At 68.7% G+C, this 16557-nt stretch carries 14 protein-coding genes and 1 tRNA gene; 11 read left to right on the top strand and 4 right to left on the bottom strand.

Translation table 11 applies throughout. From position 1 onward, the window contains the following. From ACXJLU_RS29260 to ligA, 9 genes are all read left to right on the top strand, one after another. A partial coding sequence (locus ACXJLU_RS29260; RefSeq protein ID WP_457337080.1) for a LysR substrate-binding domain-containing protein occupies positions 1 to 515 on the top strand: 515 nt, incomplete at its 5' end. A gap of 61 nt (positions 516 to 576) precedes the next feature. Further along, positions 577 to 1398: a prolipoprotein diacylglyceryl transferase gene (gene lgt / locus ACXJLU_RS29255; protein WP_457337078.1), complete on the top strand. Its 822-nt coding sequence runs from the start codon at positions 577 to 579 to the stop codon at positions 1396 to 1398. Beyond that, complete coding sequence (gene dnaQ / locus ACXJLU_RS29250; RefSeq protein ID WP_457337076.1) at positions 1395 to 2099, top strand: DNA polymerase III subunit epsilon; 705 nt, start codon at positions 1395 to 1397, stop codon at positions 2097 to 2099. The genes lgt and dnaQ overlap by 4 nt, the downstream gene beginning before the upstream one ends. Before the next feature lie 74 nt (positions 2100 to 2173). Beyond that, positions 2174 to 2248: transfer RNA gene (locus ACXJLU_RS29245), tRNA-Val, on the top strand. Between the two features lie 75 nt (positions 2249 to 2323). Continuing rightward, positions 2324 to 2950 carry a hypothetical protein gene (locus ACXJLU_RS29240; RefSeq protein WP_457337074.1) on the top strand — a complete coding sequence of 209 codons (627 nt, stop codon included), beginning with the start codon at positions 2324 to 2326 and terminating at the stop codon, positions 2948 to 2950. Positions 2951 to 3366: 416 nt separating this feature from the next. Continuing rightward, complete coding sequence (locus tag ACXJLU_RS29235; RefSeq protein WP_457337072.1) at positions 3367 to 5460, top strand: right-handed parallel beta-helix repeat-containing protein; 2094 nt, start codon at positions 3367 to 3369, stop codon at positions 5458 to 5460. Positions 5461 to 5592: 132 nt separating this feature from the next. Next, the gene (locus ACXJLU_RS29230) at positions 5593 to 7746 is read left to right on the top strand and encodes an Ig-like domain-containing protein (RefSeq protein ID WP_457337070.1); all 2154 of its coding nucleotides are present in this window, start codon (positions 5593 to 5595) and stop codon (positions 7744 to 7746) included. 203 nt (positions 7747 to 7949) lie between these two features. Beyond that, a complete protein-coding gene (locus ACXJLU_RS29225) occupies positions 7950 to 8468 on the top strand; it encodes an InlB B-repeat-containing protein (protein ID WP_457337068.1) in 519 nt (172 codons plus the stop codon). A gap of 42 nt (positions 8469 to 8510) precedes the next feature. Next, positions 8511 to 10574: an NAD-dependent DNA ligase LigA gene (ligA, locus tag ACXJLU_RS29220; RefSeq protein ID WP_457337066.1), complete on the top strand. Its 2064-nt coding sequence runs from the start codon at positions 8511 to 8513 to the stop codon at positions 10572 to 10574. Here the strand turns inward: ligA and ACXJLU_RS29215 are convergent. From ACXJLU_RS29215 to ACXJLU_RS29200, 4 genes are all read right to left on the bottom strand, one after another. Continuing rightward, the gene (locus ACXJLU_RS29215) at positions 10566 to 11321 is read right to left on the bottom strand and encodes a metal ABC transporter permease (RefSeq protein WP_457337064.1); all 756 of its coding nucleotides are present in this window, start codon (positions 11319 to 11321) and stop codon (positions 10566 to 10568) included. The genes ligA and ACXJLU_RS29215 overlap by 9 nt on opposite strands. Next, positions 11318 to 12223, bottom strand: coding sequence for a metal ABC transporter substrate-binding protein (locus ACXJLU_RS29210; RefSeq protein ID WP_457337062.1), 906 nt, complete (start codon positions 12221 to 12223; stop codon positions 11318 to 11320). Before ACXJLU_RS29210 ends, ACXJLU_RS29215 begins: the two co-directional genes overlap by 4 nt. Before the next feature lie 8 nt (positions 12224 to 12231). Further along, positions 12232 to 13632: a hypothetical protein gene (locus tag ACXJLU_RS29205; RefSeq protein ID WP_457337060.1), complete on the bottom strand. Its 1401-nt coding sequence runs from the start codon at positions 13630 to 13632 to the stop codon at positions 12232 to 12234. A gap of 83 nt (positions 13633 to 13715) precedes the next feature. Further along, complete coding sequence (locus ACXJLU_RS29200) at positions 13716 to 14039, bottom strand: hypothetical protein (protein WP_457337059.1); 324 nt, start codon at positions 14037 to 14039, stop codon at positions 13716 to 13718. 106 nt (positions 14040 to 14145) lie between these two features. Between ACXJLU_RS29200 and def the strand changes: the two genes are divergently transcribed. Both def and ACXJLU_RS29190 read left to right on the top strand, forming a co-directional pair. Continuing rightward, complete coding sequence (def, locus tag ACXJLU_RS29195) at positions 14146 to 14688, top strand: peptide deformylase (protein WP_457337057.1); 543 nt, start codon at positions 14146 to 14148, stop codon at positions 14686 to 14688. A gap of 224 nt (positions 14689 to 14912) precedes the next feature. Further along, a partial coding sequence (locus ACXJLU_RS29190; protein ID WP_457337055.1) for a DUF6600 domain-containing protein occupies positions 14913 to 16557 on the top strand: 1645 nt, incomplete at its 3' end.

The raw sequence follows: 16557 nt of genomic DNA, 5'->3' as shown, positions 1-16557 counted from the left end.
ACGTGCAGCTCGCCGCGCTCGCCCAGCGCGAGGCCGACGCCGGCTTCGTGCTGCATGCGCCCGGCATGCTGCCGGCGCCGGCGCTCGAGCACCTGTCGCTCGGCACCGAACCGCTGGTGCTGGCGCTGCCGGCCGCATCGCAGCTGGCGGGCGCGCGCCGGCTGTCGCTGCCGGCCCTGCTGGCGCAGCCGCTGATCATCTTCCCGCGGGCGATCGCGCCGTCGATCCATGACGCGGTGGTCGCGTTCTACCACCGGCACGGCGCGACGCCGGTGATCGGCCAGGAGGCGATCCAGATGCAGACCATCGTCAACCTGGTGTCGGCCGGGCTCGGCCTCGCGTGGGTGCCCGAATCGGTGACGCAGCTGCGGCGCGACGGCGTGCTGTACCGGCGGCTGCCGCCGTCGCTGGCGGGCGCGGCGCCGCAGTCCGAAACCAGCCTGGTGTGGCCGGGCGATGCGGGGCCGGTGGTCGAGCGCTTCGTGCGATTCGTGCGCGCATCGTTGACCGGCTGAGCGGGGGGCCCGAGCTGGGGTATCGTTCGCCTGCTTCCGCATTGCCCGGCTCCCCACACCCATGCTCGTTCACCCGAAATTCGATCCCGTCGCGCTGCAGGTCGGCCCGCTGGCCATCCACTGGTACGGCATCACCTACCTGGTCGCCTTCGGGCTCTTCCTGTGGCTCGCGTCGATCCGCGTGCGGCAGGCGCCCTACGCGCAGGCCGGCTGGACGCGCCGCGACGTCGAGGACCTGCTGTTCTACGGCGTGCTGGGCGTCGTGATCGGCGGCCGGCTCGGCTACGTGCTGTTCTACAAGCCGGGCTATTACGCGTCGCACCCGCTGGAGGTGTTCGCGGTCTGGAAGGGCGGCATGGCCTTCCACGGCGGGCTGCTCGGCGTGATCGCCGCGATGGGCGTGTTCGCCTGGCTGCGCAAGCGGCCGTTCTGGCAGGTCACCGACCTGATCGCGCCCTGTGTGCCGACCGGGCTGGCGTCCGGGCGCATCGGCAACTTCATCAACGGCGAGCTGTGGGGCCGCTTCGCGCCGGCCGACCTGCCGTGGGGCATGGTGTTTCCCGAGTCGGGCAGCCCACTGCCGCGCCATCCGTCGCAGCTCTACCAGTTCGGCATGGAAGGCCTGCTGCTGTTCGCCTTCCTGTGGTGGTTCTCGCGCAAGCCGCGGCCGATGGGACAGGTGTCGGGTGCCTTCCTGATCGGCTATGGCCTGTGCCGCTTCATTGCGGAGTTCTTTCGCGAGCCGGATGCCTTCCTCGGCATCCTCGCGCTCGGCATGAGCATGGGCCAGTGGCTGTGCGTGCCGATGATCGGGGCCGGCATCGTGCTGTGCGCCTGGTCGGCGCGGCGTGGTCTGCCGTCGGCCGAGAAGGTGGCCGCATGAGGCAGGTCTTCTTCGACACCGAGACCACCGGCCTGAGCCCGGAATCCGGCGACCGCATCATCGAGATCGGCTGCGTCGAGATGGTGAATCGGCGCCTGACCGGCAACAACAAGCACTTCTACGTCAACCCGCAGCGCTCGAGCCACGAAGACGCGGTGAAGATCCACGGGCTGACCGACGAGTTCCTGGCCGACAAGCCGCTGTTCGCCTCGATCGCCGACGAGCTGATGGATTTCCTGGCGGGCGCCGAGATCGTCATCCACAACGCCGGCTTCGACGTCGGCTTCATGAACGCCGAGCTGCGCCGGCTCGGCCGCCGGCCGTTCGCGGAATGCGTGGCGGGCGTCAGCGACAGCCTGCTGATGGCGCGCGAGATGTTCCCCGGCAAGTCGAATTCGCTCGATGCGCTGTGCAAGCGGCTGGAGGTCGACAACTCGAACCGCTCGCTGCACGGCGCGCTGCTCGACGCCGGGCTGCTGGCCGAGGTCTACATCAACATGACGCGCGGGCAGAACTCGCTGGTCATCGATGCGGGCAGCAGCTCGTCGCAGGACATCGTCATCGCGGCGATCGACTTCAGCGCCTTCGACCTGCCGGTCATCGTCGCCAACGATGAAGAACTCGCGGCGCACGAGAAGCAGCTCACGGATCTCGACAAGGCGTCCGGCGGCAAGACGGGCTGGCGACAGCTTGTGGCATAATCCGTGGCTTCGCAGCGAGGCCACCAAGGCACTGCGCGAAGCCGGTGATCGAAGACATCAGTCGAAAGACACTCGGGCGGTTAACTCAGCGGTAGAGTGCCACCTTCACACGGTGGAAGTCGCAGGTTCGAACCCTGCACCGCCCACCAGTTCGATCACCAGAACAAAGCAGCACGACGTGCTGCTTTTTTTATGCGCGTCGCCCGCAGATATAGTCCAACGGCATGCCAAGCACCCACCTCCACCCGATACGCGCGCTGGTCGTTCTGCTCGCCGCGCTTGTGTGCGGCGCCGCGCACGCCGGCCCGCCCGAAGGCGACCTGTTCGGCTACAAGCTCGGCGCGCCGTATGCCGTCGGCGAATTGACGCAACAGCGTACGCGCGTCTCGTCGATGGTCGAGATGATGATCGACAAGCCGGACAAAGCCCCCGAGTTCAAGGCCGTCGAACTGCTCGCGACACCGAAGAGCCTGACGCTGATCAGCGTGCACGGCGTGGCCGATTTCCCCGACGAGGCGCAGGCGCGTGCCTTCGCGGCCCGCCAGTCCGCGCAGATCACCAGCGCGTATGGCGACAAGTGCCCGAAGAGCCCGTCCTTCATGAACGACCTCGTGAAGCTGCTGTGCCCGGGAGGGCTGGAGCTGTCGGTGTCGTACTACCCGCCCGATGCGTCGCGGGTGCAGCACAAGGTCCACCTGGGCCTGCGGCTGGCGCCGGACAGCGAGGCCGGGCGCCGCCTCAGCCGCCTGGCGGAACAGGAATCGGCCGCGCCGGCCGCCGATGTGGATTCGGCGCAACGCAGCGACAAACCAAAAGCCGATACCCCGGCCGCGAAGCAGTCGCCGCAATAGGAACCCGAACGGGCCCTTTCTTCGAGAACGCTCGGGGTCCCATCGCTCGGATTGGCAGGCTTTCGCCTTGCTTATTCCTGAGCGCAATCAAGGACTTATCGTCAGCTACAGGCCGTTTTGTAGCGATTGCACACGAGTCTGTAACAAAGCCTGATACGTGTTCGGCGTCGGATAAACCCTGATTCACTCCATCGTAATTTCCGATGGATTGGGCGATCCCCCTCTGCCACCCCCGTGAACGAGGGGGTGTCGACAGCATTCGATCGCTTGCAAAAACAAAAGCCCCTGATCTGACCTCCCGTAACAGGCCTCACCCCTGGTCGTTCAATGATCCGTCCCAGCCGTCGAAACAGGGATGCCGCATCGACGGGCGCAGGGATTGGCCCGGCGTTTGGATTGGCTAGAGGAGCTATCGAATGAGTTGGTTTCACAAGGTGTTGGGCGCGTTCTGCGTGACGGCCGTGCTGGCCGGATGCGGCGGGTCCTCGACGGATCAAGGCACGGATGTGGCGGATGCCGCTGGTGCTTCCGAATCAGCCGAAGCGCTGCGCGTTGCCGCAGCAGCCGGCACGCGCTACACGCTGACGGTGTCCGGCCAGGCCGGCGGCCTGATCGGCTCGCAGCCCGCAGGCATCGTCTGCGGTGAAGGCAGCACCCAGTGCTCCGCGAGCTTCGCGGCCGGCACGCAGGTGATGATCGGCCACCGCGCCAGCAGCGGCTACACCTTCAAGGGCTGGAGCGGCGGTTCGTGCTCCGGCACCGAGTTCTGCTACGTCACGATGGGCCAGAACCGCACGGTGGTCGGCAGCTTCGTCTCGAACAGCACGCCCACCCCGACCCCGACGCCGACCCCCACGCCGACGCCCACCCCGACCCCCACGGTCACCTACCCGCTGGCGATCACCGTCACCGGCAGCGGCTCGCTGACGTCGAGCCCGGCCGGCGTGTCGTGCAGCGCGTCGTGCACCAGCGTCTTCTACTCCGGCACGCCCGTCACGCTGAACCCGACGCCGGCTTCCGGCTACAGCTTCAGCGGCTGGACCGGGGCCTGCTCGGGCACCGGCACCTGCACCGTGCAGATGAATGCGGCGGCTGCGGTCGGCGCATCGTTCACCGCCACCTCCACCGGCGGCGGCTCGGGCGGCACCGGCGGTACCGGCAACGGCACGGCGCCGGGCACCGGCACCGGCAAGGCGTACTTCGTGGCGACCACCGGCAGCGACAGCAACGCCGGCACCTCGCTGACGACGCCGTTCAAGACGATCAACAAGGCCGTCGGCCTGGCCAGCGCCGGCGACACGATCGACGTGCGTGCCGGCACCTACACCGAGAGCGTCGTGATCCGCCGTGCGGGCAGCGCCACGAAGTGGATCTCGCTGCGCGGCTACAACGGCGAGCGCCCGGTGATCAAGAGCACGAGCTCGGGCCCGACCGTGTACTTCTACAACTCCGCCTGCGATGAAGACGCTGTCGGCGACGGCAGCGGCAACACCGACTGCTACCCGATGTACTGGCTGGTGCAAGGCCTGGAGATCCAGGGCAGCGCTTCCGGTGGCGGCGACGGCAACGCGATCAAGATCGACACGCCGAAGGTCAAGCTGGTGGGCAACCGCCTGTGCTGCAGCGTCGCCGACATCGTCAAGCTGGTGCGCACCTCCAACGACGTCGAAGTGCTCGACAACGAGATCTGGCAGGACGCATCGAAGGTCAAGCCGGGCAGCAACGCCCAGGGTGTCGACATCGTCGGTGCGGACCGCGTCCGTGTCGCCGGCAACTACATCCACGACGTGCCGGACATCGGCATCTATGCCAAGGGCAATGCCCGCAACCCGATCTTCGAGAACAACCGCCTCGTCAACATCGGCAACGCCGACAACGGCCATGCGCTGATGCTGGGCCAGGAGACCGACGACTACCGCCTGGTCGACGGAAGGTACGAGACGTATGACGGCATCGTTCGCAACAACGTCGTGATCGGCTCCACCTGGGCCTGCCTCGCGACCTCGTCGTCGAGCAACGCCCGCTTCTACAACAACAGCTGCTACGACACCGGCAAGCTGATGCACGGTTCGATCTTCCTGTCCAACGAGTCGGAAGTCGGCCAGGCCGGCACCAACGTCTATTTCGGCAACAACATCATCTACGGTTCGTCGGCCAAGCCGGTGGTGAAGATCGGCTCCAACGCGATGACCGACTACAAGACGCTGGTCTTCGACCACAACGTCTACTACACCAGCACGGGCAACCCGACCTTCTCGAGCGACGACTTCTCCGGCGTCAACTTCGCGACCTGGCTGACCAAGTACAAGGCCCTGAGCGGACGTGACGACAGCGGCAGCAAGGTGGCCGATCCGAAGTTCTCGACCACCACCGGCAGCACCCCGCTGACGCTGTCGACCGGCAGCCCGGCGATCGATGCCGGCGCGAACCAGTCGCTGGTCCCGACCGACTCCCGCGGCGTGCAGCGCGCCCAGGGTGCGACCACCGACATCGGCGCCTACGAGTACTGATGTCAACCAGGCGCCGGCGGTTCTGCCGGCGCCTTCCTCGATCAACAACACAGGCGGCCGATGAGGCCGCCCAGAGCCCAGCCCGGCGATCCATTCGATCCGGCCTGGACCGGGCTTGTCTGGAGCTATTCAATGAACAGGGTGAACAAGGTGTTCGGTGCGATGTCGCTGGCGATGATGCTGGCGGCTTGCGGCGGCGGAAGCAGCAGCGGCAACACGGCAGTCGCTGGGTCCGAAGTCGATCCCGAACTGGCAGCCAACGGCGTGACCGAAGGTGCGCAGGCGGTCGGCGACAGCGCCTACTACACGGCCCGTCCGGTCTCCGTCACGGTGACCGGCCCCGGCATGGTGGGCAACATGGTGAGCGGCGTGCTCGGGCCGATGAACTGCGGCAACGGCGGCACGGCCTGCTCGGTGAAGTACACCAAGTACACGTCGGTGCTGCTGGGCGCGCTGCCCAACACCGGCATGGTGTTCCTCGGCTGGGGCGGCGCCTGCTCCGGCACGGCCAACACCTGCACGCTGAACAACAGCCAGTCGCGCGCCGTCACGGCCAAGTTCGGCCCGGCCGGCACGACGACCCCGCCGACGAGCCCCACGACCTATCGCCTGAACGTCAGCACCAGCGGCTCCGGCACGGTGGCCTCGGGCGCCGGCGGCATCAACTGCGGCGCCGACTGCGGCGAAGACGTGACGCCGAACGCGGCCGTCACGCTGACTGCCACGCCGGCGGCCGGCTTCCGGCTGAGCGCCTGGGGCGGCGACTGCAGCGGCAGCGCCAGCACCTGCAGCATCACGATGAGCCAGGCGCGCGACGTGAGCGCGGCCTTCGTCGTTGCCGACACGACCGCGCCGACGGTGGCGAGCGCCACGCCCGGCGCCGGTGCCACCGGTGTCGCGGTGACCGCGCCGGTCAAGGTGACCTTCAGCAAGACGCTGGACTGCTCGACGGTCTCGGGCCAGACCTTCAAGGTCGGCTCGGTGTCGGGCACGGTGGTTTGCACCGGCAGCACCGCGACCTTCACGCCGACCGCGGCGCTCGCGACGGCCGCGCAGTACCCGGTGGCGCTGACGGCCGGCACGAGCGGCATCAAGGACACCGCGGGCAACATGCTGGCCGGCACGACCAGCTGGAACTTCACGACGGCCTCGGCGACCACGACGCCCCCGACCACACCGCCCACCACGCCCCCGGCGACCGGCGGTGCCTTCAGCTTCCTGGCCTACGGCGACAGCCGCTCGGGCAACGGCTGCGGCGGCAACGCCGTGCACATCGGCCTGGTGAACCGGATGGTCAATGAACCAGCCGCCTTCGTGTTCAACCTCGGCGACATGGTCACCGGCTACGACAAGTCCACCAACTGGGTGCAACGCGGCGATTGCCCGAGCGACGCCTCGAAGGGCAGCTTCAAGGAAATCATCGCGCCGCTGCAGAACAAGACACCGGCCGCCGGCCTGCAGACCTACTACTTCCCGGTGGTCGGCAACCATGACGACAACTTCGGCGACGGCTGGTACCCGGACAAGCTGGGCAACGGCTTCTGCGACGTGTTCGACCCGAAGAAGGTCGGCATCCCGAACCACACGCAGAGCAAGGCGTACTTCAAGGACTGGACCACCTCGAGCGTCAAGCACTACACCGACGACCAGTTCTACCAACTGGCCTGCGCGAAGACCCGCAGCGGCGTCTATCCGGATTTCATGTACTACTCGTTCGACTACAAGGGCACGCACTTCATCGTGCTGCGCCTGAACTCGGACTACTACGACGTGATGGAGTGCTCGAGCAACTGCACCGCCGCCAACGAAGGCAACTACGACGCGTACTACTACAAGCACCAGCTCGACTGGCTGCGCTACGACCTGGCGCAAGCCACGGCCAACAGCGCGATCCAGAACACCATCGTGCTGATGCATGCGCCGCTGATCTCGTACTCGGACGGCCACGCGCCGAACGCCTCGTGGCCGACGCTGATCAAGGACTTCAGCAAGCACCCGAAGGTGAAGATGGTGATCTCGGGCCACAGCCATGTCTACGAGCGCTCGGTGCCGGTGTATGCCGATGCCGCGAGCCCGAACGGCGTGCGTGACGATGCCAAGGGCGCGGTCTACACCGTGACCGGCGGCGGCGGCTCGGCGCTGGCCGGCTTCAACAACCTCGGCCCGCTGAACGCGAAGGCCACGGCGGCGTATCACTACATGCGCATCGACGTGGACGGCGGCAAGGTGAGCGTCAAGACGATCGGCCAGGACGGCGCGGTGCTCGACACCTTCACGACGCGCTGATCGAGTCCATCCGACGAGGCCCGGCGGTGCGATGCACGGCCGGGCTTCTTGCATTTTTTCGCCTTTCGGGAGCAATTCTCGAAAGGCTCATTTGATCGCGAACAGGCCCGACAGACCGCTCAATGAAGTGGCGCCGGGGCCGAAACAGATCAGGTCACGCGGACCTGGCGATGGTGCCAGTCCGGACGTGGTTGGAGCAGGGAATGAAGAGTTTGAGCAAGAGCGCCGGCGCCTGCGTGCTGGCTGTGCTGCTGACCGCATGCGGCGGCGGTGGTGGTGACCAGGGCGAGGCACCCGCTGCGACCGATGAGGCCGTGGCGGTGGGGCAGGCGACCGAACCGGCCGTGGTGGCTTCTGCCGGTGCCGAGCCGATCTCCGAGGTCGCCGAGAGCCTGGCCACCGACCCGTGGGTGCAGACCTGGGTCGATGCGGATCTGGACGCCTACTACCCGAGCCGCCCGATCCGGGTCACCGTCACCGGCCAGGGCAGCGTGGGCAACGAGGTGCGCGGCACGGCAGGGACGATGAACTGCGTCCCGGGTGGCGCCAGCTGCAACGCGATCTACACGAAGTACACGACGATCGTGTTGAGCGCCGTGCCGAAGGCCGGCCAGGTGTTCCGCGGCTGGGGCGGCGCGTGCAGCGGCTCCGGCGCCCGCGACACCTGCGAGATCCGCAACTACATGCTGCACAACGTCACCGCGACCTTCGCACCGGCCTGACGCGGCGGCGGAAACGTCCATGCCGGCCTCTAAACTGGCGGCATGGCACCGACTTCCTCCCCGACCCCTGAAGAAACGCAGCTCGCCGAGCGCGCCGCCGCGCTGCGTGCGGAGCTGAACCACCACGCTCACCTCTACTACGTGCTCGACGCGCCCGCACTGCCGGACGCCGAGTACGACAAGCTCTTCCAGGAGTTGCAGGCCATCGAGGCCGCACACCCTGAGCTGCTGACACCGGACTCGCCGACGCAGCGCGTCATCGGTGCCGTGCTGCCCTGGCTGACACCGGTGCACCACGTCGTGCCCATGCTGTCCATCACGACGGAAACGGACACGACCGAGGGGGGCGCCATCGCCTTCGACGCCCGCGTGCGCCGCGAGCTGGGACTGAAGGAGGGTGATGCGCCTGTCGACTACAACGCCGAGCTGAAGTTCGATGGCCTTGCCATCAACCTGCGCTACGAAGACGGCGTGCTGGTCCAGGCGGCGACGCGTGGCGACGGCGAGACCGGCGAGGACGTCACGCACAACGTGCGCACCATCGGCCAGATTCCGCTGCGTCTCAACGGTGACGCCCCGCGGGTGCTGGAGGTGCGTGGCGAGGTCTACATGCGCCGCGACGCCTTCGAGGCGCTGAACGAGCGCCAGCGCAGCAAGGGCGACAAGACCTTCGTGAACCCGCGCAACACCGCTGCCGGGGCCATCCGCCAGCTCGATTCGCGCCAGGCGCGCGACAAGCCGCTGAGCTTCTATGCCTACGGCCTGGGCGAGGTGCAAGGCTGGGCGCTGCCGGCGACGCAATCGGGCCTGCTGGATGCGCTGGCGGGCTTCGGCCTGCCGGTCAATGAGCTGCGCACGGTGGCGACCGGCACGGCCGGCCTCGTCGCCTTCCACCAGCGCGTGGCCGAGGCGCGCGACGGCCTGCCCTTCGACATCGACGGCGTCGTCTACAAGGTGAACTCGCGCGAGCTGCAGCAGACGCTCGGCTTCAAGACCCGCGAACCGCGCTGGGCCGTGGCGCACAAGTACCCGGCCCAGGAGCAGGTGACGACGCTGCTGGCCATCGACGTGCAGGTGGGCCGCACCGGCAAGCTGACGCCGGTGGCGCGGCTGGACCCGGTCTTCGTCGGCGGCACGACGGTCAGCAACGCGACGCTGCACAACATCTTCGAGATGCGCCGCAAGGGCGTGCGCGTGGGCGACAAGGTCATCATTCGCCGCGCCGGCGACGTGATTCCCGAGGTCGTCGGCCGCGTGCCGGGCGCGCGCGCGGGTTATGTGCCGAACTTCCGCATGCCGCCTGCCTGTCCGATCTGCAAGAGCGAGGCGACCCGCGAGAAGGGGGGCATCGAGTACCGCTGCACCGGCGGGGTCTTCTGCCCGGCCCAGCGCAAGCAGGCCATGCTGCACTTCGCCGGCCGTCGCGCGATGGACATCGAGGGTCTGGGGGACAAGCTCGTCGAGCAGCTCGTCGATGCCGGCATCGTGCTCGGCCTGCCCGACCTCTACAAGCTCGCTGAATCTGAAGGGAAGGCGAAGCTGGCGGCCCTGGACCGCATGGCCGAGAAGAGTGCGCAGAACATCGTCGACGCGCTGGAGAAAAGCAAGGCGCCGACCCTCGCGCGCTTCCTGTTCTCGCTGGGCATCCGCCAGATCGGTGAGACAACGGCCAAGGACCTGGCGCGCCACTTCGGTACGTTGGACAAGCTGATGAAGGCCAGCGTCGAGCAGTTGCTGGAGGTGCCGGACGTCGGTCCCATCGTCGCGGCGAGCGTCCACACTTTTTTTGCCCAGCCGCACAATCGCGAGGTTGTCGAGCAGCTGTTGGCGGCCGGCGTGCAACCCAAGGAAAGCGCAGGCGAGGCCGACGACCGCCCGCGCCCGTTGCTGGGCAAGACGCTGGTGTTGACCGGCACGCTGCCGACCTGGTCGCGCGACGAGGCGAAGGATGCGATCGAGGCGGCTGGCGGCAAGGTCAGCAGCTCGGTTTCGAAGAAGACGCACTACGTCGTCGCCGGCGAAGAGGCCGGCAGCAAGCTCGACAAGGCGCGCGAGTTGGGCGTCGAGGTGATCGACGAGGTGGCGCTGCGTGCCCTGCTAGCGTGACGGCGCCACGGCGTGCACTGCCATCGACAGCAGCGCCAGGCACCACACGATCAACGCCCCCGCCGGCAGGTCGAACGCCGACGACAACGCGAGCCCGATCGCATAGCCCGCCACCCCGATGCCATACGCCAGCGCCAGCCGCCGCGATGCGCGGTGCTGGCGCGTGCCGAGGCTCGGCACGATCAGCGTCGCGAACACCAGGTACACGCCGACCAGCTGCACCGACACCGTGACCGCCAGCGCGAACAGCAGGTAGAAGCCAGTCCGCTCGACCAGCGCGCGCGCACCGAACCACAGCCCGAGGATCGCGAGCGTGACCACCAGCGGGATCGCCAGCTGCGCATAGCTGACCCACAGGATCTGGCCGGCCAGCAGGTCGCGCAGGTGCTCGCCGCCGTGCGGGTTCTTCGCCAGCAGCAGGATGCCGGCGGTGGCGGCCAGCACGAACAGCACGCCGATCTGCGCCTCCTGCACGTCGGGCCACTTCTTCTCGGTCCAGGTCAGCAGCAGCGCGCCGGCCAGCGCGGCGAGTGCGGCCGCCACCTGCACCTGCCAGCCGCTCGGGTCGATGTCGAGCAGGCCGGCGACGATCACCCCCAGCGCGGCGATCTGCGCGATCGCGAGATCGATGAAGACGATGCCCTTGCGCAGCACCTGCGCGCCCAGCGGCACATGCGTCGCGACGACCAGCAGGCCGGCGGCGAAGGCGGGCGCGAGGATCGCGAAATCGATCGGCGCCACGGTCATTTTGATGCCTCCAGCAGCAGCGCGATGCTGCTGTCGAACAGCCCGAACAGGTCGCCTGCCTTGTCGTTGCCGCCGACGGTGAACGGCAGCGCGACGGCCGGGATCTTCGCGTGCTCGGACAGCCACTTCGACGCGCGCGGGTCTTCATATGCGGCCCGCACCACCATCTTCGCCGGCTGCTGCGTGAGCTGCGCGCTCAGCTCGGTGAGGTGACCGGCGCTCGGCTCGACACCGGGCTTCGGTTCCAGCGTCGCGACCTCGCGCACGCCCAGCCAGTTCCACAGGTAGCCCATGTTCTTGTGGTGCGCGACCACCACCACGCCCTTCAGCGGCTTGGCTTGCGCCTCCCAGCGCTGCAGCGCCGCGGCCCAGCGCGTGTTGAAGTCCTGCAGGCGCTGCTGGTAGGTGGCCGCGTTGGCGGCGTCGAGCTGCGCCAGCCGTGCGCCGAGGGCAGCCGCCACCTTCGCGATGTTGCGCGGGTCCTGCTGGATGTGCGGGTTGCCCTGCGCATGCACGTCGCCATCACCGCGGTCCAGGCGCGTCGGCACCTCCAGCGGCGTGACGAAGCGGCCGGCCTCGAACATCGCCGGCGCGCCGGGCGAGAGCTTCGCGTTGCCGGATTGCTGGACCAGCACCGGCAGCCAGCCGATCTCCAGCTCCATGCCGGTGCACACCAGCAGGTCGGCGCCGCGCACGCGCGCGATCAGGCTCGGCCGGGCCTCGATGTGATGCGGGTCCTGCAGCGCGGTGGTGGCCGACGACACGTTGAGCTTGTCGCCGCCCAGTTCCTTCGCGAGGGCGGCCCATTCGGGCTCGCAGGCGACCACGTTCAGCGCGGCCTGCGCGTTCAATGCCAGGCCGGCGAGGGCGGCCAGCAGCAGGGGTTTCAGAAGGGAGGTCATGCGGTGTCCTAGAACGAATGCGCACCATGGGCACCGAGGCTCATGATGTATTGGAGGAAGAGCTGCCGGTCGCTCGCGTCGCCGCGGCTGCGGTCGTTCGCGAGCTGCAGCCGGAAGCGGCTGAACTCCGACAGCGAGTAGTCGACCATCAGTGTGCTGCGCGTCGGCGTCGCGCGCTGCAGCACCGGCAGGTCGGCGGCGCTCAGCCTGCCGTCGTCGACCAGGCCGATCGCGAGGCTGCCGGCATCGAGCCGGTCGTAGCGCGCACCGACCCGCCACTGCGGCATGAACTGCCAGACCGCCTGCAGGTACCAGCCGCTCTGCGTGCTGCTGAAGCCACCGGCCGCGGCGGCCTGGGCCAGCGTGCCGTCCTCGGTGCGGCGGAAGTACTCGCCCTGCAGCTTCAGGTTCTCGCGCGTCGCGTTGCCGCCGGGCGCCCATTTGTAGATCGCGTCGGCCACCCAGGTCTTGCTGCGGCCGCTGAACGAGGCGCCATGATCGTCGCCGTTCGCGTCGAGGTCGTCGTAGCGCCGGTCCTGCGAACGCTGGCGCAGGACCGACAGCCCGGCGCGCCAGCTCGCGCTCTCGCCGATGTCGTCGCCGACGTGCGCGAACAGAGCGGCCGAGCCGATGCCGTTGCGGCCGGTGTCGTTGCCGGGGAAGGTGGCGCCGGAGCCGATCTCGGCGCCGAGCTCGACGAAGCGCTCGGTCGGCGCGAGCCAGTGCAGGTGCAGCCCGTCGGTCTTCAGCGGGCCGCCGAAGAAGGCCTGGTAGGCGAGCGGTGCATCGACGAAATCCCAGGCATGCGCATGCTGGCTGTTCAGGTAGCCGATCGACGACAGGAAGCGCCCGCCCTTCAGCGTGGCGCCGTCGAACAGGCCCTGGCGCTCGAACACCGCCTCCTCGACGCTGACGCTGTCGTCGCCCGTCAGTGAAAAGGTCAGGTGGCCGCTGAAGGTGGGGTCGATGGTCGCGGCGAAGCCGAGTTCGGATTCGCCGAGCTGGAAGCTGCGCTTGCCGGGCCCGACCTCTCCGCCCGAAGGCATGAAGCCCTGAATGCGGTAGCGCGCCGGGTCCTGCGACAGGTTGGCGTAGGTGCCGTTGAGGATCAGCGAGATCGCCGGGTTGAAGGCCGAGGCCGAGGTGGCTGCGGCGGCGGCCGGTGCCGCGGCGGATGGTGGCGCTTCGGCCGTCGGTGCCGTGGCGGGCGCGGCCTGCTGCAGTTGCTGCAGCTTCTGCTCCAGCGCCTGCAGGCGGGCCTCGTAGGACTGGCGCAGGTCGGCGATGTCTTTCTTCAGCTGATCGACGTCGGAAGCCGGGTCGGCGAGCGCGTTCGGGGGCCAGGCCAGTGCGGCGGCCAGGCCCAGCGAGGAGCCCAGGCCGGCGGCCCAGGTGCGGTGGAGGTGCATGGGGTGCGTCCTGCAGACGGGTCTGCAAATGATCTGGTGCCGGCATGCGCCCGAAAGGCGTGCCGGCTGCGGAAGGCGACGGATCAGGCGTGCAGCGTCGGCGGCCCGCGGGCGCGGGTGGCGATCGGCGTGGCGCCATCCCAGGCGCCGGCCGGCAAGGGTGCAGCCAGCGGAGCCGCGCCGGCAGAGGTTGTCCAGTCGAAGTGCGCCGGCATCGCGGCGTCGAGTTGGGCGAACGCGAGGCAGGCGTCGCAGACGGGGTCGGCTTGGGTCTGCCGCTCCTTGCCCGCCTGCCCGTGCGCAGGCGTCGGCAACCCGTGCGACAGCGCATGCGCGAGCCGCAGCTGCGGGGTCAGCAGGACCGACCCGACGAGCAGGGCAAGGCGAAGGAGGCGGAGGAGGGCCATCGAGGGTGTCGCGGGAGCGGCCCGAAAATAGCACACGCCGGCAAGGCAACGTCCGATTCACGACAATGCGCGCTCGGTGCGACGACTTTGCAAAGGACGCTGAACGATGACCGTGCGAGAGATCCTCAAGATGGGCGACCCCCGGTTGCTGCGGGTTGCGCCGCCGGTGCCGCGCGAGCAGCTCGGCAGCCGCGAGCTGCAGCAGCTGATCGACGACATGTTCGACACGATGCACGATGCCAACGGCGCCGGGCTGGCGGCACCGCAGATCGGCGTCGACCTGCAACTGGTGATCTTCGGCTTCAAGAACAACGCCCGCTATCCCGATGCCCCCGCGGTGCCGGAGACGGTGCTGATCAATCCCACGATCGTGCCGCTGTCGGACGAGCGGGAAGAGGGCTGGGAAGGCTGCCTGTCGGTGCCGGGGCTGCGCGGCGTCGTGCCGCGCTACGCGCGCATCCGCTACACCGGGCTCGATCCGCAGGGCCAGCTGATCGACCGCGAGGCCGAGGGCTTTCATGCCCGCGTCGTGCAGCATGAATGCGATCACCTGATCGGCAAGCTCTATCCCACACGGATCGAGGATTTCAGCAAATTCGGGTTCACCAGCGTGCTGTTCCCGGACCTCGATCCGAACGACGACGACTGAGCGATGAGGGATCGAGCCCTTCGCGGACTTTTGCGAAGAAAGGTTTCTGCGGTCAGCCGTGAAGCCTTCTGACACGTTGTGTGTCCCGGAACCTCACCGGTTCCGCACGGTCCCACGAGACCGTGACCATGCAACGTGAGGAGCTCGCCGTGCCGAACAGCACCCGAAACGCTACATCCGCCCGCATGGGCGCCCGGCCTGCACCCTGGCCGGGCCTGAGGGTCATGCCACTCTTGATCGGCTTGATGCTGATCTCGCTGCTGGCCCTGTTCGCGCAGCCCGCGCGAGCCGCCGACGAAGACCCGCCGGGCCGCGTCGGCCGGCTCTCGGAAGTCGATGGCGCCGTCTGGGTCTACGCCCCCGAGAGCGCCGAATGGATCGCCGCGGCGCGCAACCGCCCCGTCACCACCGGCGATCGCCTGTCGACTGAGAAAGACGGCCGAGCCGAGATCCGCATCGGCTCCACCACGCTGCGCATCGCCGCCAACACTGAGCTCGAGGTGCTGCAGCTCGACGACAACCACCTGAGCCTGCAACTGCTCAGCGGCAGCCTGTCGGCCCGCCTGCGCACCCGCGAATCGGCCAATGAATTCGGCGTGGCCACCGGCGAAGGGCGCTTCCGCACCGACCGCACCGGCAGCTACCGCTTCGACCGCATCGACGACACCAGCCAGGTCACCGTGGTGAGCGGCCAGGCGCAGTTCGAAGGCGACCGCACCGCGCTGACCGTGATGCCCAACCAGCGCGCCGAGTTCTGGCGCGACAAGCCCGAGGCGCCGACGCAGTACAGCATTACCGATCCGGTGCGCGACCCGTTCTCCGACTGGGTGACCTCGCTCGACCAGCGCGATGAGCGCAGCGTCTCGACGCGCTACGTCTCGCCCGAGATGACCGGCGTCGAAGACCTGGACCGCTACGGCCGCTGGGAGCAGAGCCCCGACTACGGCGCGATCTGGATCCCTCGCAACGTCGCGCCGGACTGGGCACCGTACCGCATGGGCCACTGGGCCTGGGTGAATCCGTGGGGCTGGACCTGGGTCGACGACGCGCCATGGGGCTTCGCGCCGTTCCACTACGGCCGCTGGATGTGGCACCGCAACGCCTGGTGCTGGACCCCGGGCACCTACATCGCGCGGCCGGTGTACGCACCCGCGCTGGTGGCCTGGGTGGGCGGGCCGAACCTGAGCCTGTCGATCTCGGTCGGCAACTCGCCGTCGGTCGGCTGGTTCCCGCTCGCTCCGCGCGAGGTCTACGTGCCGGGCTACCGCGTCAGCCCGCGCTACATCCGCAACGTCAACGTGACGCACGTGACCAACATCACCAACGTCACGAACATCATCAACAGCCCGGGGACGGTGGTGCAGCAGACGCACTACGTCAACCGCGGCATGCCGCACGCGGTGACGGTGGTGCCTTCCGTGGTGATGGAGCGCCGCCAGCCGGTGGCACCGGCGATGACGCGCGTCAACGACCGCGTGCTGCGCGACATGGGCCGCGAGCGGCCGCGCGTCGATGCGCCGGTCCCGATGCCGATGCCGGCGCGCGGCGAGGCCGGCGGGCGCCGCGTCGAGGATCCGCGCACCGGGCGCGTCAGCTTCGCGCCGAACCCGCAGCAGCCGGTGCCGCCGCCGCCGGGGCGTCGCGAGAACAACGGGGGCCGTGGCGACAGCCTCGTGCGCGGAGACAACAACGGGCCTGGCAACAACGGTGCCGGCAACAACGCCGGCCGCGGGGACAACAACGGCCGCGGCGAAGGCGGCTGGGGGCGGCCGGAACGGCCCAACGCGCCGGGGCAGCAGCCGCAGGCACYGGTGGCAGCGCAACAGCCGCAGCAAGCGCCGCAGCAGCCGCAGCAGCCCGGCGTCACGC

It is taken from the genome of Rhizobacter sp. P5_C2 (genome assembly GCF_054049715.1).
Note: the sequence above shows the minus strand (reverse complement) of the source record. Positions and strands in the feature narration are given on the sequence as shown.